Source organism: Bosea sp. F3-2, from assembly GCF_008253865.1.
Lineage (GTDB): Bacteria > Pseudomonadota > Alphaproteobacteria > Rhizobiales > Beijerinckiaceae > Allobosea.
The window spans coordinates 6,361,602-6,379,363 of sequence record NZ_CP042331.1 but is presented as its reverse complement, the minus strand read 5'-3'; the positions used below and the strand labels follow the sequence as shown (position 1 = coordinate 6,379,363).

General features: G+C 66.9%; 21 protein-coding genes and 2 tRNA genes. 11 read left to right on the top strand and 12 right to left on the bottom strand.

The features are described from left to right. Positions 1-23: 23 nt before the first annotated feature. Complete coding sequence (locus tag FQV39_RS00005) at positions 24-854, top strand: alpha/beta hydrolase (protein WP_187640122.1); 831 nt, start codon at positions 24-26, stop codon at positions 852-854. Between the two features lie 37 nt (positions 855-891). On the opposite strand, the gene FQV39_RS29700 is transcribed toward FQV39_RS00005, so the two are convergent. The 4 genes from FQV39_RS29700 to FQV39_RS29685 all read right to left on the bottom strand — a co-directional run bounded on the left by FQV39_RS29700 (position 892) and on the right by FQV39_RS29685 (position 1,994). Continuing rightward, positions 892-1,332, bottom strand: coding sequence for a helix-turn-helix domain-containing protein (locus FQV39_RS29700; protein WP_149133569.1), 441 nt, complete (start codon positions 1,330-1,332; stop codon positions 892-894). 97 nt (positions 1,333-1,429) lie between these two features. Beyond that, positions 1,430-1,506 (bottom strand) — tRNA-Arg (locus FQV39_RS29695). Positions 1,507-1,543: 37 nt separating this feature from the next. Next, positions 1,544-1,849 carry an ETC complex I subunit gene (locus FQV39_RS29690; protein ID WP_149133568.1) on the bottom strand — a complete coding sequence of 102 codons (306 nt, stop codon included), beginning with the start codon at positions 1,847-1,849 and terminating at the stop codon, positions 1,544-1,546. Positions 1,850-1,917: 68 nt separating this feature from the next. Further along, a tRNA-Pro gene (locus FQV39_RS29685) sits at positions 1,918-1,994 on the bottom strand. A gap of 455 nt (positions 1,995-2,449) precedes the next feature. On the opposite strand from FQV39_RS29685, the gene FQV39_RS29680 reads away from it, so the two are divergent. Then, a complete protein-coding gene (locus FQV39_RS29680; RefSeq protein WP_149133567.1) occupies positions 2,450-2,749 on the top strand; it encodes a hypothetical protein in 300 nt (99 codons plus the stop codon). Between the two features lie 99 nt (positions 2,750-2,848). Here FQV39_RS29680 and FQV39_RS29675 read toward each other — a convergent pair whose 3' ends face one another. Then, positions 2,849-3,322 carry a DUF192 domain-containing protein gene (locus FQV39_RS29675; protein ID WP_149133566.1) on the bottom strand — a complete coding sequence of 158 codons (474 nt, stop codon included), beginning with the start codon at positions 3,320-3,322 and terminating at the stop codon, positions 2,849-2,851. Between the two features lie 207 nt (positions 3,323-3,529). On the opposite strand from FQV39_RS29675, the gene FQV39_RS33395 reads away from it, so the two are divergent. Together FQV39_RS33395 and FQV39_RS29665 are read left to right on the top strand one after the other, a co-directional pair. Further along, the gene (locus FQV39_RS33395; RefSeq protein WP_187640121.1) at positions 3,530-5,368 is read left to right on the top strand and encodes a hypothetical protein; all 1,839 of its coding nucleotides are present in this window, start codon (positions 3,530-3,532) and stop codon (positions 5,366-5,368) included. After that, positions 5,358-6,071: a CatB-related O-acetyltransferase gene (locus tag FQV39_RS29665; RefSeq protein WP_149133565.1), complete on the top strand. Its 714-nt coding sequence runs from the start codon at positions 5,358-5,360 to the stop codon at positions 6,069-6,071. The genes FQV39_RS33395 and FQV39_RS29665 overlap by 11 nt, the downstream gene beginning before the upstream one ends. Here FQV39_RS29665 and FQV39_RS29660 read toward each other — a convergent pair. The 5 genes from FQV39_RS29660 to aspS are packed head-to-tail and all read right to left on the bottom strand — an operon-like array spanning position 6,043 to position 10,488. Continuing rightward, entirely contained in the window at positions 6,043-7,095 is a 1,053-nt protein-coding gene (locus tag FQV39_RS29660; protein WP_149133564.1) for an acyltransferase family protein, read from the bottom strand. The two genes, FQV39_RS29665 and FQV39_RS29660, sit on opposite strands and share 29 nt — an antisense overlap. Further along, a complete protein-coding gene (locus FQV39_RS29655) occupies positions 7,092-7,973 on the bottom strand; it encodes a glycosyltransferase family 2 protein (protein ID WP_149133563.1) in 882 nt (293 codons plus the stop codon). Before FQV39_RS29655 ends, FQV39_RS29660 begins: the two co-directional genes overlap by 4 nt. A gap of 42 nt (positions 7,974-8,015) precedes the next feature. Next, entirely contained in the window at positions 8,016-8,315 is a 300-nt protein-coding gene (locus tag FQV39_RS29650; protein WP_149133562.1) for a hypothetical protein, read from the bottom strand. A gap of 16 nt (positions 8,316-8,331) precedes the next feature. Continuing rightward, on the bottom strand, positions 8,332-8,703 hold the full coding sequence (locus tag FQV39_RS29645; protein WP_149133561.1) for a hypothetical protein: 372 nt from the start codon (positions 8,701-8,703) through the stop codon (positions 8,332-8,334). 6 nt (positions 8,704-8,709) lie between these two features. Beyond that, positions 8,710-10,488: an aspartate--tRNA ligase gene (aspS, locus tag FQV39_RS29640; RefSeq protein WP_149134109.1), complete on the bottom strand. Its 1,779-nt coding sequence runs from the start codon at positions 10,486-10,488 to the stop codon at positions 8,710-8,712. Positions 10,489-10,630: 142 nt separating this feature from the next. On the opposite strand from aspS, the gene rnd reads away from it, so the two are divergent. Beyond that, positions 10,631-11,770 (top strand): ribonuclease D, encoded by a 1,140-nt coding sequence (gene rnd, locus FQV39_RS29635; protein ID WP_149133560.1) that lies wholly within the window; start codon positions 10,631-10,633, stop codon positions 11,768-11,770. Positions 11,771-11,783: 13 nt separating this feature from the next. Here rnd and fliP read toward each other — a convergent pair whose 3' ends face one another. Both fliP and FQV39_RS29625 read right to left on the bottom strand, forming a co-directional pair. Next, positions 11,784-12,494 (bottom strand): flagellar type III secretion system pore protein FliP, encoded by a 711-nt coding sequence (gene fliP, locus FQV39_RS29630; RefSeq protein ID WP_149134108.1) that lies wholly within the window; start codon positions 12,492-12,494, stop codon positions 11,784-11,786. A gap of 218 nt (positions 12,495-12,712) precedes the next feature. Then, a complete protein-coding gene (locus FQV39_RS29625) occupies positions 12,713-14,074 on the bottom strand; it encodes a flagellar biosynthetic protein FliO (protein ID WP_187640120.1) in 1,362 nt (453 codons plus the stop codon). 209 nt (positions 14,075-14,283) lie between these two features. Here FQV39_RS29625 and FQV39_RS29620 point away from each other — a divergent pair, with 209 nt between their 5' ends. From FQV39_RS29620 to flhB, 6 genes are all read left to right on the top strand, one after another. Continuing rightward, positions 14,284-14,685 (top strand): flagellar basal body protein, encoded by a 402-nt coding sequence (locus FQV39_RS29620; protein WP_149133558.1) that lies wholly within the window; start codon positions 14,284-14,286, stop codon positions 14,683-14,685. Positions 14,686-14,702: 17 nt separating this feature from the next. After that, a complete protein-coding gene (gene flgC / locus FQV39_RS29615) occupies positions 14,703-15,113 on the top strand; it encodes a flagellar basal body rod protein FlgC (RefSeq protein ID WP_149133557.1) in 411 nt (136 codons plus the stop codon). A 32-nt stretch (positions 15,114-15,145) separates the two neighbouring features. Beyond that, positions 15,146-15,469 (top strand): flagellar hook-basal body complex protein FliE, encoded by a 324-nt coding sequence (gene fliE, locus FQV39_RS29610; protein WP_149133556.1) that lies wholly within the window; start codon positions 15,146-15,148, stop codon positions 15,467-15,469. A 24-nt stretch (positions 15,470-15,493) separates the two neighbouring features. Next, positions 15,494-15,760 (top strand): flagellar biosynthesis protein FliQ, encoded by a 267-nt coding sequence (gene fliQ / locus FQV39_RS29605; protein WP_149133555.1) that lies wholly within the window; start codon positions 15,494-15,496, stop codon positions 15,758-15,760. Between the two features lie 77 nt (positions 15,761-15,837). Continuing rightward, the gene (gene fliR, locus FQV39_RS29600; RefSeq protein WP_149134107.1) at positions 15,838-16,596 is read left to right on the top strand and encodes a flagellar biosynthetic protein FliR; all 759 of its coding nucleotides are present in this window, start codon (positions 15,838-15,840) and stop codon (positions 16,594-16,596) included. Between the two features lie 7 nt (positions 16,597-16,603). Further along, the gene (gene flhB, locus FQV39_RS29595) at positions 16,604-17,671 is read left to right on the top strand and encodes a flagellar biosynthesis protein FlhB (protein WP_149133554.1); all 1,068 of its coding nucleotides are present in this window, start codon (positions 16,604-16,606) and stop codon (positions 17,669-17,671) included. Positions 17,672-17,762: the final 91 nt, after the last annotated feature.

The window sequence follows — 17,762 nt, the reverse complement described above, 5'->3', positions numbered from 1 at the left end:
GGAATCCGGCCACGAGTTTCGTGGTGACCAAGGCTGAGAATCTCGACCAGACCGGCTTCAGGGCCGCGATCGCCGCGCATCACAAGGGCGACGTGCTCGTCTTCGTCCACGGCTACAATACGAACTATCCGGAATCCGTCTTCAGGTTCGCACAGCTCATCAACGACGCCTCCGCACCGGGCCGGGCGCCCAACCATGTCGACGTGCTCTTCGCCTGGCCTTCGCGCGGCGAGCTCACCGGCTACCTCGCCGACCGGGAAAGCGTCACCTTCTCACGCAACTATCTCGAAGCCGCGCTGAACGAGATCGCAGCGACGCCCGGCGTGCGCAATATCGACCTCGTCGCCCACAGCATGGGCAACTGGCTGGCGGTCGAAACGCTCCGGCAGGCGAAGCTGCGGTCCAGCTCGCCCTTCATCGGCAAGCTGCGCGGCGTGATGCTGGTGGCGCCCGACATCGATGCCGATGTCTTCGTGACGCAGCTCGACTCGATCGGCCGGCTGCGCGAGCCCATCACCGTGGTCGTCAACAAGCACGACCTGGCGCTCGCCGCGTCGCAGCATCTGTCCGGAGACGTCTCTAGGGTCGGAAACGTCCTGATTGACGACCAGCAGGCCCGCGCCGCGATCGAGAAGTACAATCTGCGCGTCGTCGACCTCTCCGAAGTGCAGGGCGGCGACCCGCTCAAGCACGGCACCTTCATCAAGGCTCTGCCTGCGCTCGATCGGGTGATCCAGAGCCATGCCCTATCCGGCTCGTCCGAAGCCTCAGGGACACGCGTGCTCGCAGTCGACGCGGCCGGGCAGATGCTGAGAGCTCCCTTGCGCCTTGGCCAGTCCCTGATGGCGCGGTAATCCCGCCGTGCATTGCGGCCAGCGATAAACTGTGCGCTCAGCCCGGCGACGGCGTTACGGCGGAGCGCATCGGCCCTTCGCCGTGCAAGCGCCGCCATTGTCCGGGCCCGACACCGACGGCCTTGATGAAGGCCCTGGTGAAGTGGCTCTGGTCGGCGAAGCCGCAATCGACGGCGATCTCCGCCAGCGTCTGCCGTCCGGCAGAGAGCAGCCTTATCGCCCTCTCGATCCGCTGCGCCAGCAGCCAGCGATGCGGCGAAGTCTGCGTCGACTGGCGAAAAGCCCGGGCGAAATGGGTGACGGAGAGCCCGCACTCATCCGCCAGCCGCTTCAACGAGATGTCGGAGCCGAGATGGGCGCTCATCAGCTCCTTGACCCGCCGCTCCTGCCAGAATGCGAGCCGCCCGTGCGGCACCGGCTTCAGCGGTCCGGTCTCGCCGTAGCGCCGCGCCAGCAGCGTGCCGCGCTCGTCGGCCATGGGAGGGCGGACGGAGGGCGGCCAAGAATCAGAACGAGCAGCGGTATGCTTGTTGGAACGCCTCCGAGAACAAAGAGGAATTCCCTAATAAAAACAATGGCGAGCCCGGCAGGATTCGAACCTGCGACCGATAGCTTAGAAGGCTATTGCTCTATCCAACTGAGCTACGGGCCCGAAAGCGAAGGAAGCCCCCTCGCCTGTCGTCATCGCGTCAATGCGTCCACTGACCGACGCGCGTGTACTTGAAATTATCGGAGTAGGAAATCGAGCGGCGCTTCGCCTCATGCGGCTTCTCGACACGGAACGGAATGCCGTTGCGCGTGGCGTAGGCGACAGCCTCCTCCTCACTGTCGAACCAGAGCTTGAGCTGGCTCTTCATGTCCGACGAGGAAGTCCACCCCATAAGGGGCTCGATCTCACGCGGCCGCTCCGGCTCATATTCGAGCAGCCAGCGCTCGGTCTTGGCGGTGCCGGACTGCATGGCCGTACGGGCCGGTCGGTAGATGCGTGCGGTCATAAATAGCGCTCGGCCGTCACCAGATTTGCTCCGGCCCGGGAGCCGGGCCGTGTTGTATCGGTCTGGAATGGTCGGGGCACCAGGATTCGAACCTGGGACCCTCTGCTCCCAAAGCAGATGCGCTACCGGGCTGCGCTATACCCCGACAGTCCGCAAGTGTATCGCATCACTCGCAAAACCATCACGGCAGTTCCAAAACCACCTGCCGCAACGCGGAACGAAATAGCATCGTCGGGACGGTTTGGGAACAGGAAGTTCCCATTAACGCCCAGCGATGTTCTCCGGCCGTTTGCCCGTCTCGCCATCGCCCCTGGGAACGGGCTGCGCCGTCCCGGTGGAACGCAACGGCCGATACGATCGCCGTTCAAGGCGCTGCTCGCTGGTGGCGCATTCCTTGAAACGCTTGGCTCCACGCCACAAGGAACGCGCCGATATGAAACAGGTCGTACCGTTCCGGCACCGCCGGGGCTCTGCCGAAGCCTTTCCGATCACCGTTTGGATCAGAGTGATTCTTGTACTCGTCCTCGCGGCCTACATCGCGCGTGCAGCCCTGCATCTCCACCAGCTTCTCACAGCTGCAACGCCCTGAAGGAATGGGCCATGAAACGAGCCAATCAGCTCTCGAGGGCTGCGCGCCTGGCAAAGATGAGGCGCGAGCAGGAAGAGGCCAGAAAGGAGCGCGAGCAGCGCTTTCCCAAGCCACAGCTAGTACCTGAGATCGATGAGTCGAATAGGGACGAGGTCGATCAGCTGGAGAAGCCGCGGCAGGCCCGGGAATCGACGACGCGCGGTTCGAATATCGGCCTGAAGCCACCGCCTTCACGGCGCTGGCAGATTCAGGACGTCGCCCGCATGACCTCGTACGAGAACGTGATCTTGGCCTTCGCGCCCGCGACATAGCAGGCCGGGCGGCGCAAGGGAGCCCTCAGTGGAGCCTTGCTGGGAACTGTCACGCGGCGGGCTTGAAAGCCGCCAGCGGAAGCCCCCGCCTTGCCATCCCTAACGCTTGAACAGCGGATGCTCGACCTTGTCGCCGGGCTTGAGGCCAAGCTGCTTGCTGACGCCGCCATTGATCTCGAGCACCGACAGCACCGGCTCGCCGGAGGGAATCGTGCGCGTCGAAAGCGGCTCCGTCCGTTCGGCGATGCGTGCGATGGTGCCGTCCGCCCGGATGAACAGCATGTCGAGCGAGATGTAGGTGTTCTGCATCCACATCGCCACGGGCTCGCTGGCACCGAAGTCGAACAGCATGCCGCGATCGGCCGGCATGTAGTTGCGGAACATCAGCCCCTTCGCGCGCTGGTCGGGCGTGCGCATCACCTCGACCTGGAAGGCGTGCCGCGTGCCGCCGCTGACGATGACGAGCGGTTCGAGCCCGGCGCCGGCTGCGGCGGGCTGGCTCTGCGCGGCGGCCGGCACCAACGCCATCAGGGCGAGAACGATCGCGGCGAAAACGGTCTTGATGGCGTGCATCGCTTCCCAACTCCATGGCGGCCATCGCCGTTCTCATGCTTTAGGAACGGCCGATGGCGAATCTTCGGCAGATGGCCGTGTCCGCCATCTTCCGGTCAACCCCTTCCTCGTCATATGAATGCATGACGCTGGCCCCTACGGCATGGCGACCTTCTTTCGCCATCCGCTCGCGGCAGTTTCGCCCAGCCAATGAAGCAGGAGCCCCTTATGACGATCGTGCGCCTTCGTCGGCCGACGCACCTCACCGGCACAGCCTTGACGGCCGTCCTCATCGCCTTTGCGTCTCCCGTCTGGGCCGCCGATTTCCAGATCGACAACGTCAAGATCGATCTCGGCCGGATGGTGATCAATGCGCCGAAGATCATGGTCAAGGGTTCGACGCTGGAGAAGGACGCCTTCCTCGCCCTGTTCACCGGCACCGCCAGCGATTCGGCTGCGGCGCGCGCGGGGCGGCTGAATGCGACCGAGATCAGCGCTCCGGAGCTGACGATGGTGCAGAATTTCGGCGACCAGAAGCAGACAACGACCTATCGCGACATCCGCCTCACCGACATCCGCGAGGGCCGGATCGGCCACGGCGAATCGGCGAGCGGCACGATCGTCGGCGATGGCGGCGCCACCGGCCCGATCAAGGGCGAGCTGAAGCGCACGGCGTTCGACGCCTTCGATCTGCGCCAGAGCGCGCGGGTGCTGACCGAGAAGGCCGCGCCGGGCGTCGAGGAGAAGATGCAGCCCCTGATCGGCAGCTTCGAGCAGGACGGCTACGCTCTCGACATGGGCAAGGCCGGCAAGGCGTCGCTCGGCAAGGCCACGGCCCGCGGCTTCGCCGCCAAGGTCGGCGCCGAGCCGCTGCTCGACGTCATCAACCAGCTCGCCGCCGCCTCCGACGAAGTCGAGAAGAAGGAGGCCGGCAAGAAGGACGACAAGGCCGACGAGAAATCCGCGCAGAAGAGCGACGCCGAAAAGCGGCTCGGCCTGTCCATGCTCTCGCTCTTCGACATGTTCGAATACGGCAGCGGCGAGGCGCGCGATTTCGCCATGACCGTTTCTGCTCCGCCGAAGTCAGGCGCCAAGCCGGAGACGGTCGACATCAAGATCGCCCGCATGGCCTTTGGCGAGAATACGCCGGCCAAGTCCGGCTTCGCGCTCGAAGGCTTCCGCTTCAGCTCCGGCCCGGCCAAGGGCGGCATCGATACGATCAGCTATTCCGGCTTCTCCTTCGCCCCGGTTCTGCGCGAGCTGCGCACCGCGCTGACGGAGCCTGACAAGCCGATCGAAGAGTTCGATTTCCGCCGCTTCATCCCGACCATCGGCACGATGCGCCTCGCCGGAATCTCGATCGATGCCCCGCCGGTCATCACCGGCAAGGACCCGATCAAGATCGCGCTCGGAACCTTCGAGATCAGGGCCGGCGAGCAGCTCAACGGCATCCCGACCAGCCTTGGGCTGACCATCGACCACCTCGTCACCCCGATCGTCGACACGGCCAGCAACCCGGCCGCCAAGGACATGATCGCGATGGGCATCCGCTCGCTCGATCTCTCCGCCAAGCTCGACCTGGCCTGGGAGGCGGCGAAGAACGAGATCGCCATCCGCAGCCTGTCCCTGGGCAGCGCCGGCCTCGTCCAGCTCGACGCTTCCGGCACGCTCGGAAACGTCACGAAGGATCTGTTCTCCAGCGACCTCGCCCTCGCCCAGGTGGCCGCGCTCGGCGCGACCGCGCGCAATCTGCAGGTCAAGCTGCAGAACTTCGGCCTGGTCGAGAAGCTGATCGAGAACGAGGCCCGCAAGTCGAAGCGCAAGGTCGAGGAGGTCCGTCAGCAATATGCGATGGTCGCAAGCCTCGGCCTCGCCGCGATCCTCGGCCCCTCCGACGCCGCCAAGACCCTGACGGCAGCGGTCTCGCGCTTCGTCGCCAAGCCGGGCACGCTCAACGTCCAGGCCAGCGCCAAGTCGCAGACCGGCCTCGGCCTCGCCGACGTCATCACCATGACCGAGCCGACGGAGATCTTCGACAAGATCGACCTCAAGGCCGATGCCCTCTGATCTGGAGGGCGTCATCGCTCCCGAGGATCGCGACTGGCGCCCTTCGCGCCTGCAGGGATGGTGGGCAGGGCTGCCCGCCGTCCCGCGCGGCTGGCTGCGCAAGCGCTTGAATCCGGACAACCAGACCCGACTGCATCTGGCGCATCTCACCGCCCGGCGGCCGGGCCAGTTCGTCTTCGGCCTCTATACCTATGGCCGGCCGAAGGTGCGCTTCCCTGAAAGCGGCGCGAAGCTTGCCATCGGCCGCTACGGCTCGATCGCCGACGGCGTCGAGATCCTGCTGGGCGGCAATCACCGGCTCGACTGGGCGACCACCTACCCCTTCCCGGCCCTGCCGCGTCTCTGGCCGGAGACGGCGGGCATGACCGGCCACGACACCACGCGTGGCGACGTCGTCATCGGTCACGACGTCTGGCTCGGCTCGCAATGCATGATCATGTCCGGCGTCCGCATCGGCCATGGCGCCGTGGTGGCGGCGCGGGCCGTGGTGACGCGCGACGTGCCGCCCTATGCAATCGTCGCCGGCAATCCGGCCCGCATCGTCAGGTTGCGCTTCGATGAAGCGACGGTCGCGGCACTTCTCGAGAGCCGCTGGTGGGAGCTTCCCCGTGAACGGCTCGCTCCGCTCCTGCCGCTTCTCATGAGCGAGCGGATCGCGGAGTTCGTCGCCACGGTCAGGACGCGCGCAGCAACCGGCGCTTGAGGCCGAGCGCCGGCTTTTCGACCAGGAACCAGGACAAGGCCGCGATCACGAAGGTCACGGCCAGCGAGGGCCAGAGCAGCGCGACCGCGCCCAGGGCCGGGAACAGCGCGTGCAGAGCCTGCTGCACCGGCCAGCCATAGAGATAGACGCCGTAGGACAGGTCGGCCGGCGGCTCGACCGAGCGGCGCGTCAACGCCGGGGCAAGCGCGATCACGATAACGCCCCAGGCCGTGACGAGGTAAAGCGCCGCCTTGTAGAGCGGCGTGAAGGCGAGCGGGACCAGCGCGAGAAGCGCGAGCGCCAGCAACGGCAGCGAGAGCGTCACCCGCTCGCGATAGAGATAGACCACGCCGCCAGCGAGGAAGATCAGCGGCAGGCGCAGGGCCGTCTCCGCGCCCTTCGGTCCGTCGGGTATCAGCACCTCGCGCAGGACCACGGCCAAAGTGAGCGCTGCAAGGGTAGCCAAGGCCAGCCGCGGCTTGGCGAGCAGGCCGGCGACGCCCGCGATCAGAACGCCGAGATAGCACAGCGTCTCGTATTTCAGCGTCCACACCGTCCCCATCGGGAATTGCAGCGGATTGCCCTCGAACACGCCCGGCAGGGCGGCCGCGCTCTTGAAGCTGGTCAGCGTCGCGCTGATGAAGCGCCACAACCGCGGATCCCTGAAATAGGCCGCGAGATCGAGATTCGTCATCAGCCCGCCGATCAGCAGGGCGACGACCAGCGTCGCCGCGATCAGGCCGGGCGCGATCCGCAGCAACCGCGCCAGCACATAGTCGCGCCAGCCGCGCCGCAGGAAGCTCATCGTGACGAGGAAGCCGGAGATCGCGAAGAAGCCATTGACCGCATGTTCGCCAAGCGTGAAGCCCGTCGTCGCAAACCAGGGCTCTTGCTCGACCCGCCCGTCGGTGACGCTGAAGGCGTGCGAGATCACCACGGCCACGGCCATGGCGAGGCGCAGCAGGCCGAAATTGTTATGCGGATTGGCAAGCGCTTTCGCGACGCGCGGCGCACGCCAGATCATGGCGAAACCTCCAGCCTCTCATGTGCCAGCGCCGTCTGCCCGCTCGCCCAAGCCCGCGCCCCGGCAACCGAGCCGGCATGGGCCGCCATCTTCTGGCGGTTGAGCAGCAGGCCGTAGCCGATCGCCTTGCCGAAGTTCTCCAGCGTGCGGATCGGCCCCGGCATCGGGAGTCCGTATTTGCGGGCCACGTAGCGTTCCGACCAGGCAAGATGCCAGCGCGCCTTGAACCGGCGCCGTGGCGACGGCGCGGTCGAGCGGCCGCGCCCATGCCGCGCCTCGGCGTCATGGACATGGATCAGCGCATGGCCGGCATCGCGCATGCGCCGGCACAGATCGTCATCCTCGTAGAATAGGAAGATCGCCGGGTCGAAGCCACCCAGCGTGACGAACAGCTCGCGCCGGATCAGCAGGCAGGCTCCGGACAGGAACGGCAGGCAGGCATCGCCTTCCGGCACGACCATGCCACCGCTGCGGTTGAGATGCGGCGGCGAGAGCAGCGAGCGCGGCTGCAGGAAGACCCGGCCCGAAGGCTCGACGATGCGCGGCGCCAGCATGCCAGCGTCGGGATAGCGCTCGGCCGCTTCCCGCAGTGCTGCAGCCGCGCCCGGCCTCAGTTCCAGATCGGGATTGACGATCAGCACATAGGGCGTATCGGCCGCGGCGATGCCGATATTGTTGCCGCGTCCGTAACCCTCGTTGCGAGCGTTCGCGATCACCCTTGCGCCCATCGCGGCAGCGATGCTGCGGCTCTCGTCCTCGCTGGCGTTGTCGACGACGATCGCCGGAACGCCCTCGGCCGCCAGCGCATCGAGGCAAGCGGGCAGAACCTCGGCACTGTCGTAGCTGACGACGATGGCGGTGATGGCGGGGGCGGGCATCGCGGCCTTGTGGCCTCGACGGCTCGTCCGACGCAAGCGAATTCAGCGCCGGGCGAGCGCGCCGATCTCGCCTTGCACGCGTTCGCGCTCGCTCGCTTCGCAGCGGCGCGGCGCCTTGTAGGATTTCACCGCGTAGCCGGCATTGGCCTCGATGAAGCGCTGGCGCTCCTGCCGGTCGAGCCGGGCGATGATGCGGCTGCGATCGACGCGCAGGCCGCAATCATAGGCGCGCGAAACGGTCGCGGCGGCATACTCCACGGTGCCCGGCACCGGGCCGACCGTCGTGCAGGCGCCGAGCCCGAGGAGCAGCGCCCCGGCGAGGCAAGGTTTGCAGACAGGCATGGGCGGTGCGACTGGATCAGCGCTCTTCGAAATCACCGGCCCGGATCCGGGCCATGCGCAGCTTGAGCTCGGTCCGCTCCTCCGCCGTGCAGCCCTGCGGCTGAACGCTCTGGTTGACGGTCTCGGCCTCGGAGACGGTGATGTAGGCCGAGCGCGCTGCGGCGAGCTCATCGTCGCTCGCCCCGCGCGTCTTCTCGGCGTCGAGGAAGCGGTCGAGTGTCGTGCGTTGCGGCGAACCGGCCCTGCAGGCGATGGCGCGCGAGACCGTCACAGCCAGTTCGGAGGCACGTCCAGCGCTGGAATCGGGGTGGCCGGCCAGGCTGGCGCCAGCCGACAGGGCGAGCAGGCAGGCGGCCGGCAGGAGCCGGCCGGTCAGCAGCGAAGGCATCTCGGCTCAGCCGTTCTTCTCGGGCAGGTTCACCCGCAGATGCGCCTCGCGCAGCTGCTTCGGCGTTGCCTCGGCCGGTGCTCCCATCAGCAGGTCGACGGCCTGCTGGTTCATCGGGAACAGCGCGACCTCGCGCAGGTTCGTCGCCCCCGCCAGCAGCATGATGATGCGGTCGATGCCGGCCGCCATGCCGCCATGCGGCGGCGCGCCATACTGGAAGGCGCGGTACATGCCGCCGAAGCGCTCGATGACGGTTTCCTCGCCATAGCCGGCGATCTCGAAGGCCTTCACCATCGCTTCCGGCTTGTGGTTGCGGATGCCGCCGGAGGCCAACTCATAGCCGTTGCAGGCGATGTCGTACTGGAAGGCCTTGAGCGAGAGCGGGTCTTCCTCGGTGAGCGCCTTCAGCCCGCCCTGCGGCATCGAGAAGGGGTTGTGCGAGAAATCGACCTTCTTGTCGTCCTCGTTGTACTCGAACATCGGGAAATCGACGACCCAGGCGAAGGCGTAGGCGTTCTCGTCGATCAGGTTGAGCTCCTGGCCGACCTTGGTGCGAGCCAAACCCGCAAACTTGACGAACTTGTCGGGGTCGCCCGCGACGAAGAAGCAGGCATCGCCGCCCTTCAGCCCCATCTGCTTGATGATGCCGCCGACACGCTCCGGCCCGATGTTGTTGGCGATCGGCCCCTGCCCCTCGCCATCCTCCTTGACCATCAGATAGCCGAGGCCGGGCTGGCCCTCGCCCTGCGCCCAGGAATTCATCCGGTCGCAGAATGCCCGCGAGCCGCCACCCGGCGCGGGAATCGCCCAGACGCGGTTCTTCTCGCCCTCGAGGATGCGGGCGAAGACCTTGAAGCCCGAGCCACGGAAATGCTCGGAGACATCCTGCATCTCGATCGGGTTGCGCAGGTCCGGCTTGTCGGAGCCGTATTTCGCCATGGCCTCGGCATAGGGAATGCGCGGCCAGTTGCGGGAGACGGTCTTGCCGTTGGCGAATTCCTCGAAGACACCGGTGATCACCGGCTCCATCGTGGCGAAGATATCCTCCTGCTCGACGAAGCTCATCTCGACGTCGAGCTGGTAGAACTCGCCCGGCAGGCGGTCGGCGCGCGGGTCCTCGTCGCGGAAGCAGGGCGCGATCTGGAAGTAGCGGTCGAAGCCCGCCATCATCATGAGCTGCTTGTACTGCTGCGGCGCCTGCGGCAGCGCATAGAACTTGCCCGGATGCAGGCGGCTCGGCACCAGGAAGTCGCGCGCGCCTTCCGGCGAGGAGGCGGTCAGGATCGGCGTCTGGAACTCGGAGAAGCCGGCCGACTTCATGCGCTGGCGCATCGAGTCGATGACCTTGGTGCGCAGCATGATGTTGTTGTGCAGCTTCTCGCGGCGCAGATCGAGGAAGCGGTACTTCAGGCGGGTGTCCTCGGGATATTCGAGCTCGCCGAAGACCGGCAGTGGCAGCTCGGCCGCCGGGCCGAGCACTTCGAGCCCGGTCGCGAAGACCTCGACCTTGCCGGTGGCGAGGTTCGGGTTCTCGGTGCCTTCGAGGCGCGGCTTCACCTTGCCGTCGATGCGGATGACCCATTCGGAGCGCGCGGCTTCCGCATCGGCGAAGGCCGGCGAATCCGGATCCACCACCACCTGCGTCATGCCGTAATGATCGCGCAGGTCGATGAAGAGCACACCGCCATGGTCGCGGATGCGATGGCACCAGCCGGAGAGGCGAACGGTTTGGCCAATGTCGCTGTCGCGGAGCGCGCCGCAGGTGTGGGAACGGTAGCGATGCAGAGTCACGGGGTCGGTCTTTCGGAAATGCGTCGGGAGCCGGCATGCGAGCCAGCCGCAGCTCGCGGCTAACCACACGCGCGCGCCCGAAATGTCAAGAACGGCCGCGACATCCCGCCCCGGACTCTGCTAAGAGCCGAATACCATGCATCTGATCACCGATACCGCCGAGCTCGCCGCCGCCTGCGACCGCCTCGCCGCCCATCCCTTCGTGACGGTCGACACCGAGTTCCTGCGCGAGACGACCTATTATCCGAAGCTCTGCCTGATCCAGCTCGCCTCGCCCGAAGAGGCGATTCTGGTCGACCCGCTGGCGCCTGAGCTCGACCTTGCCCCCTTCTTCGGGTTGATGGTCAACGAGTCCGTGGTGAAGGTCTTCCACGCCGCCCGGCAGGATCTGGAAATCGTCTGGCTGCTCGGGCGCGTGCTGCCGGCGCCGCTTTTCGACACGCAGGTCGCCGCCATGGTCTGTGGCTACGGCGACTCGGTCGGCTACGAGCAACTCGCCAACGACCTTGCCAAGGCGCGCATCGACAAGTCCTCGCGCTTCACCGACTGGTCGCGCCGTCCGCTCACCGAGGCCCAGCTCGCCTATGCCGAATCGGACGTCACCCATCTGCGCCAGATCTACCTCGCGCTGAAGGCCGATCTCGATGCGAGCGGCCGCGAAAGCTGGGTCGCCGAGGAGATGGCGGTGCTGACCTCTCCGGCGACCTACGAGGTCAAGCCCGAGAACGCCTGGCAGCGGCTGAAGGGCCGCGTCCGCAAGCCGCGCGAATTGCCGATCCTGATGGAGGTCGCCGCCTGGCGCGAGCGCGAGGCGCAGGGCCGCGACGTGCCGCGTCAGCGCGTTCTCAAGGACGACGCTCTGATGGACATCGTCCAGCGCGGCCCGCGCACGGCCGACGCACTGGCCGAGCTGCGCTCGGTCCCCAACGGCTTCGAGCGCTCGCGCAATGGCGCCGAGGTTCTCGCGGCCATCGAGCGCTCGGCCGCGATCGATTCGAAGACCCTGCCGCGGCTGGAACGCGAGCGCGGCCGGCCGACCAACGGCGCCGTGCTCGACCTGCTCAAGGTGCTGCTCAAGGCGGTGGCCGATGCCGAGCGTGTCGCGCCGAAGATCATCGCCTCAAGCGACGATCTGGAGGCCATCGCTTCGGACGAGCTCTCGGACGTGCCCGCGCTCAAGGGCTGGCGGCGGGAGGTCTTCGGCGAGAAGGCCTTGGCGTTGAAGAACGGCTCGCTCAGCCTGCGCATCCAGCGCGGGCGTGTGGTGGTGAGCTAGCAGACCCGGCAGCCTACCCGCCGACGCCGTAGCTCTTCACCAGCGAGCCGGTGACCAGCCCCCAGCCGTCGACCAGCACGAAGAAGATCAGTTTGAACGGCAGCGCCACCGTCACCGGCGGCAGCATCATCATGCCCACCGACATCAGGATCGAGGCCACGACGAGGTCGATGATCAGGAAGGGCACGAACAGCAGGAAGCCGATCTCGAAGGCGCGCCGCAGCTCCGAGATCATGAAGGCAGGCACCAGCACCTCGACACCGATGTCCTGCGGCTGCTGTGGGCGCGGCCCCTGCGACATGTCGAGGAAGAGCCCGAGATCCTTCTCGCGGACATGCCTGAGCATGAAGGTCTTGAACGGCACGACGCCGCGATTATAGGCCTCCTGCGGCTGGATCTGCCCGGCGATCAGCGGCTGGACGGCATTGGTGTAGGCCTCGCGCAGCGTCGGCGCCATGACGAAGCCGGTGAGGAACAGCGAGAGCCCGATGATGACGGCGTTGGGCGGCGCCGTCTGCGTGCCCAGCGCCGAGCGCAGCAGCGACAGCACCACCACGATCCGGGTGAACGACGTCACCATGATCAGGATCGAAGGCGCCAGCGACAGCACCGTGATGACGGCGATGAGCTGCAGCGCCCGCTCGGCGACGCCGCCGCCCTGCCCCAGATCGAGCGACAGCGTCTGCGGCAGCGCCGGCGTCGCCTGCAGGGCGAGCAGCAGCATGGCCGCCAGCACGGCGCGCCCGAAACGATAGCGTCTCGCTGGTCTGGAACTCGATGTCACACGCGGCTGCCGCTACGTCCGACTCACGCGATCGGACGGCACGAGGCTAGCCGCAGCGAAACGCCGCGCAACCGAAGCGCGGCGTCTGGAGGCGGGAGATCTGACATTCCTGTTGATGGCCGCCGGCATGGCCAGCAGCGGCATCGACCTGGGTCAGATCAGGACTTCGCCTTGGGGTCGCGTCCGAGCAGGCGGGCGAATTCCGCCTCGATGGCATCGACCGAGAACGGATCGAGTTCCTTCGTCTCCGGCTCGGCCGGCTTGTCGGCCTTGGGCTTCGCCTCGGGCTCGGGCTTGGCCTCTTGTTCGGGCTCCGGCTTCGCAACGGGTGCGAAAGCCTCCTCGAATTCGTCCTCGTCGATTACCGGCGTGGGCTCGCTCGGCTTGGGAGGCGCAACCGGCTGCGGCGGCTCCTTCGTCTCCGGCTCGGCCGGCTTCGGCTCGGGCGCCTTCACCGCAGGAGCCGGAGCAGGCGCCACGGGAGCGGCAGGCTTGGGAGCCGTGCGCTCCGGCGTCAGCCCCAGCGCGGCCGCGAGTTCCGCTTCGACATCGCTGGGGAGCACCGGCTGTCGCTGCGGCACAGCCGGGATCGGGGTCGGTTCAGGCTTCGGTACGACCTTAGGCTCGGGCGGCGGTGGCGGCAGTGCCGCCTCGACCGGCGGGGCGGGCGGCTTCGGCGCCTCGGCGACCGGCTTCTCGAAAGGCCTGACCGGCGGCACGGGCGGCTTCACCGACGGGGCAGCGCTTTCCTGCGTTGCTTCGCCCGGCAGATTGGCGGGGCGCACCGCCGAGAAGGGGCGCTTCAGCGCCTCCTCGAGCTGCCGCGTCATGTCGTCGAGCTCGCCTGCGCTGACGGCGGGCGGCGGGGCATGTTCGCGCGCGAAACTCGGGGCTGGGCCCGTTGTCAGGGGCGGAATCGGAGCCGGCGGCGCAGGAGGAACGACCGGCTTCGGCGCCGGCTGCGTTTCGCCACCACCCAGGCCGAGTGCAGCCGCAACCCCCGCGCTCGCGGCAGCGGCGGCAGCGATCTCGCCATGCGACGGCCCCGAGCGCGTCGGCAGCGGCGGCAGGACATCCGGAGCCTCGGCGGCGGCAGGCGTCCTGCGCGGCTCGTCACCGGGGCGCGCCGGCGGTTCGGCCGGCGGGACCAGCGTCTCGAACGGCGGCAGCGGGCGGTCCGGCAGCGCCGCCTCACTGTAGTTCGGCGCCACCGCGCGGCCGCCGCTGCGCATGATATTGGTTTCGACCACGACGTCGGATGCACCGCCGATCATGACGAGGTGCTCGATATTGTCGCGTCTGATGAGAACGAGCTGGCGCTGGCGGTCGAGATCGTAACTGTCGACGACACCGAGGCGGGGCTGGCGCTGGCGACCGCCGGCCTGGCCGCGCAGCCGCAACCGGCCGCCCTGGATCTGTCGCACGAAAAGTCCGAGCAGGGCGAGAAGCACAAGGATGACGACAGAGGCGACGATCACCTTCTGCGCGGTCGAGAGTTCCAATCCGAACAAGCTCTGCAAGGTCTGCCTCATCTGCGAAGACGGCCTCGGGCGGCCGAAGTTCCGCACGAGGTTCAACACCTTAGCTATAGCATAACGCTTTCACCATCGGGAAACATGGTGAATGCGTGGTTAACGCGACCTACGAAATGCCGCAGATTTAACTGCCTGTTAACCATGAGCCCGGCAGGATTTGCCTAGTATCGAGCAGTGCAGCGAGGGGCTGGGCCATGGCGAATGACGGCTTGAGCATCGGCGGCGGCCTGATGCAGGCGCTGAAGCTGCGCATGCAGTACCAGCAGTCGCGCCAGAAGGTTCTGGCCGAGAACGTCGCCAATGCCGACAGCCCCCGCTTCCGCCCGGTCGACCTGAAGCCACCCAGCGTCGACCCAGCCCGCGCCGGTGTCACGCTCGCCCGCACCAGCGTCGGCCATATGAGCCTGTCCACCGGCAATGGCGGCTTCAACGGCACCGGTGCCCCGCGCTTCGAGACGACCCCGAACGGCAATGCGGTGAACCTCGAGGACGAGATGCTCAAGGTCGCGCAGAACCAATCCGACTATCAGCTGGCCGCCTCGCTCTACAGCAAGGGTCTCGGCCTGATGAAGATCGCGATTGGCAAAGGACGCTAAAGGATGGGTCGCTGATCATGGATCTGATCAAGAGCATCGCCGTCGCCGCTTCCGGCCTGCGCAGCCAGTCCGGTCGCATGCGCGTCATCTCGGAGAACATCGCCAACGCCGATTCCGGCCCGGAGCGCGCCGGCGCCGAGCCCTATCGCCGCAAGGTTCCGACCTTCCAGCGCCATTTCGACCGCGAGCTCGATGCCCAGTTCGTCGCACTCGGCAAGGTCCAGCGCGACCAGAGCGCCTTCAAGGTCAAGCACGAGCCGGGCAATCCGGCCGCCGACGCCAATGGCGACGTGCAGATGCCCAACGTCAATTCGCTGGTCGAGATGGTCGACATGCGCGAGGCCCAGCGCAGCTACGAGGCCAATCTCAACCTGATCTCTTCGACGCGCCGGATGATCCAGCGCACCATCGATATCCTGCGCGCCTGAACCGCGCGGCTCCAGAAGGGGATTGAACCGCCATGGCCACTCCGGGTTTCGCTGCGGGCGCCTACGCCTCCATCCAGGGGATGGGCGCCGGCAATCTGATGCGCAAGCCGCTCGCCACAGGCGGTGCGGAAGCAGGCGGACCGGATTTCTCTGCCCTGCTCGGCAAGGCGCTCGACGCGACCGCCGAGGCCGGCCGCAAGGCTGACACTCAGACTGCGACCGTCGCCGGCGGACGGGCCGACATCGTCAATGTCGTCACCGCGGTGGCCGAGAGCGAGGCGGCGATCGAGACGCTGGTCGCGGTGCGCGACCGTGTCATCGCGGCCTATGAGGAAATCATGCGGATGCCGGTCTGACGGCCAACGGATCGAGATAAGATCATGACTTCCGGAGCCATTCTCGACGTCGCCCGCGACGGCATCGTCGTCTTCCTCAAGGTCGGCGGGCCGCTGATGGTGATCGCGCTCGTCGTCGGCCTCGCCGTCTCGCTGGTGCAGGCGCTGACCCAGATCCAGGAGCAGACGCTCGTCTTCGTGCCGAAGATCGTCGCCGTCTTCGCCGCGCTGCTGCTGTTTCTGCCGTTCATGGGTGATGCGCTGGCGGGCTATATGGGGCGAGTCGCCGCCCGAATCGCCACGGGCGGATGAGACTGTCGCGACTGCAGCCGGCCTTCGCCGACGCAGACCCGCGGCACCCGCGCTGGCGGAAAGGTGCCTGCGGCACGATGCAGATCGCGATCCTGCCCGAGATCAGCGCCCTTTTCGTGCTCGTCTTCGCGCGGGTCGGCACGCTCGTCATGCTGATGCCCGGCATCGGCGAGCGCTTCATCTTTTCGCGCGGGCGGCTGTCGCTCGCCTTCTTCATCGCCCTGATGATCGTGCCGGTCGCCCGCCCTTCCCTGCGCATCCCGCCCGATGTCTCCGGCATCGTCGCGCTGCTCATCGGCGAATTGCTGATCGGCCTGATCATCGGTGTCTGCGCCCGGCTGGTGATGGCCTGCCTGCAGACGGCCGGCACTCTCGTCGCCCAGACCATGGGTCTCGGCTTTGCCATGACGGTCGATCCGACCGGCGGCCTGCAGAACCCGTCGATCGGCAACTTCCTGACCATGCTCGGGACCACGCTGATCCTGACGACCGACCTGCACCACATCGCCATCGCCGCGATCCATGAAAGCTATCGCCTGCTGCCGCCCGGCGGCGTTCCCGAGATGCCGGATATCCTGACGCTCGCCGTGCAGTCGGCGGCACGCGGCTTCGCGCTCGCCGTTCAGATCTCGGCGCCCTTCCTCGTCTTCGGCCTCCTGTTCAATCTCGGGCTCGGCGTGCTGGCGCGGATGATGCCGCAGCTCCAAGTCTTCTTCCTCGCCGTGCCGGCCTCGATCCTCGGCGGCATGCTCGTCCTGCTCGTCGTGGTCGGCGTGATGATGAGCGTCTTCCTCAACGATCTCGGCGTCTTCCTGCGCCAGTTCACGGGGGGCTGAGCACGCCATGGCTGAAGAGACCGAGAACGAGGACAGGACAGAGGACCCGACCCAGCGAAAGCTGGACGAGGCCACCGAGAAAGGCGACGTACCCCGATCGCAGGAGATCGGCACCTTCTTCGTCCTCTGCGGTTTCACGCTGGCGCTGTTGGTCGCCGCCGGCTGGTCCGCCCGCGATGCGATGTTGTCGCTGCGCTCCTTCCTGATGAACGCGCATCAGGTGCCGCCGGACGGCGCCGCCTTCATGCAGGTCACGCGGCAGGGCGTTCTCACCGGCTTCATGGCGCTCGGCCTGCCCTTCGCCTTCATCCTCTGCGCCGGCCTCGCCGGCGCGCTGCTCCAGCACAAGCCGCTCTGGACCTTCGAGCCGCTGATGCCGAAGTTCGACCGCATCTCGCCTTTTGCCGGCGCCAAGCGCATGCTCGGCAAGGAGGCCTGGGTCAATTTCGCCAAGGGCCTCGCCAAGACGGCGCTGATCGGCGCGGTGGTCTGGATCACGCTCTGGAACCAGCACGATCGGCTCGAAGCCTTCGTGCAGATGAACGTCTCGGCCCTGATGCCGGCCACGCTCTCGCTGGCCATCAAGCTGATGGGCGCAGTCCTCGCCCTCTTCGCCATCGTCGCCATCGGGGACTTCGCATGGCAGCGCTTCAGCTGGTACCAGCGCCAGAAGATGACGAAGCAGGAGATCAAGGAGGAGTTCAAGAACTCCGAAGGCAATCCCGAGGTCAAGGCGAAGCTGCGCCAGATCCGCGCCCAGCGCGTGCGCAAGCGCATGATGGCGGCAGTGCCGAAGGCGACCGTGATCATCACCAACCCGACCCACTTCGCCGTCGCCTTGCAATATGAGCCTGGTATGGCGGCACCGCTCTGCCTGGCGAAAGGCGTGGACACCATGGCCCTCAAGATCCGCGAAGTCGCCGGTGAGCATCGCGTGCCGATCGTCGAGAACCCGCCGCTGGCGCGCGCGCTCTACGCCACGGTCGACATCGACGAAGAAATTCCTGTCGAACACTATCAGGCGGTGGCGGAAGTCATCGGTTACGTCTTGCGCCTGAAGGGCCGGCGCGCCTAACTCGGCAGCGGATGCGAAGGAACGAAAAAGCCAACGGTCCGGAGCATGTAGCGTTTGGCGGAAACACGCCGTCATTCCGGGCTTGACCCGG

What these genes read in the sequence shown, in the direction of transcription:
- FQV39_RS29700 (WP_149133569.1), bottom strand. Translation starts at nt 1,332, where the DNA reads ATGGCCGACGAGCGCGGCACGCTGCTGGCGCGGCGCTACGGCGAGACC.
- FQV39_RS29690 (WP_149133568.1), bottom strand. Translation starts at nt 1,849, where the DNA reads ATGACCGCACGCATCTACCGACCGGCCCGTACGGCCATGCAGTCCGGC.
- FQV39_RS29680 (WP_149133567.1), top strand. Translation starts at nt 2,450, where the DNA reads ATGAAACGAGCCAATCAGCTCTCGAGGGCTGCGCGCCTGGCAAAGATG.
- FQV39_RS29675 (WP_149133566.1), bottom strand. Translation starts at nt 3,322, where the DNA reads ATGCACGCCATCAAGACCGTTTTCGCCGCGATCGTTCTCGCCCTGATG.
- FQV39_RS33395 (WP_187640121.1), top strand. Translation starts at nt 3,530, where the DNA reads ATGACGATCGTGCGCCTTCGTCGGCCGACGCACCTCACCGGCACAGCC.
- FQV39_RS29665 (WP_149133565.1), top strand. Translation starts at nt 5,358, where the DNA reads ATGCCCTCTGATCTGGAGGGCGTCATCGCTCCCGAGGATCGCGACTGG.
- FQV39_RS29660 (WP_149133564.1), bottom strand. Translation starts at nt 7,095, where the DNA reads ATGATCTGGCGTGCGCCGCGCGTCGCGAAAGCGCTTGCCAATCCGCAT.
- FQV39_RS29655 (WP_149133563.1), bottom strand. Translation starts at nt 7,973, where the DNA reads ATGCCCGCCCCCGCCATCACCGCCATCGTCGTCAGCTACGACAGTGCC.
- FQV39_RS29650 (WP_149133562.1), bottom strand. Translation starts at nt 8,315, where the DNA reads ATGCCTGTCTGCAAACCTTGCCTCGCCGGGGCGCTGCTCCTCGGGCTC.
- FQV39_RS29645 (WP_149133561.1), bottom strand. Translation starts at nt 8,703, where the DNA reads ATGCCTTCGCTGCTGACCGGCCGGCTCCTGCCGGCCGCCTGCCTGCTC.
- rnd (WP_149133560.1), top strand. Translation starts at nt 10,631, where the DNA reads ATGCATCTGATCACCGATACCGCCGAGCTCGCCGCCGCCTGCGACCGC.
- fliP (WP_149134108.1), bottom strand. Translation starts at nt 12,494, where the DNA reads ATGCTGCTGCTCGCCCTGCAGGCGACGCCGGCGCTGCCGCAGACGCTG.
- FQV39_RS29620 (WP_149133558.1), top strand. Translation starts at nt 14,284, where the DNA reads ATGGCGAATGACGGCTTGAGCATCGGCGGCGGCCTGATGCAGGCGCTG.
- flgC (WP_149133557.1), top strand. Translation starts at nt 14,703, where the DNA reads ATGGATCTGATCAAGAGCATCGCCGTCGCCGCTTCCGGCCTGCGCAGC.
- fliE (WP_149133556.1), top strand. Translation starts at nt 15,146, where the DNA reads ATGGCCACTCCGGGTTTCGCTGCGGGCGCCTACGCCTCCATCCAGGGG.
- fliQ (WP_149133555.1), top strand. Translation starts at nt 15,494, where the DNA reads ATGACTTCCGGAGCCATTCTCGACGTCGCCCGCGACGGCATCGTCGTC.
- fliR (WP_149134107.1), top strand. Translation starts at nt 15,838, where the DNA reads ATGCAGATCGCGATCCTGCCCGAGATCAGCGCCCTTTTCGTGCTCGTC.
- flhB (WP_149133554.1), top strand. Translation starts at nt 16,604, where the DNA reads ATGGCTGAAGAGACCGAGAACGAGGACAGGACAGAGGACCCGACCCAG.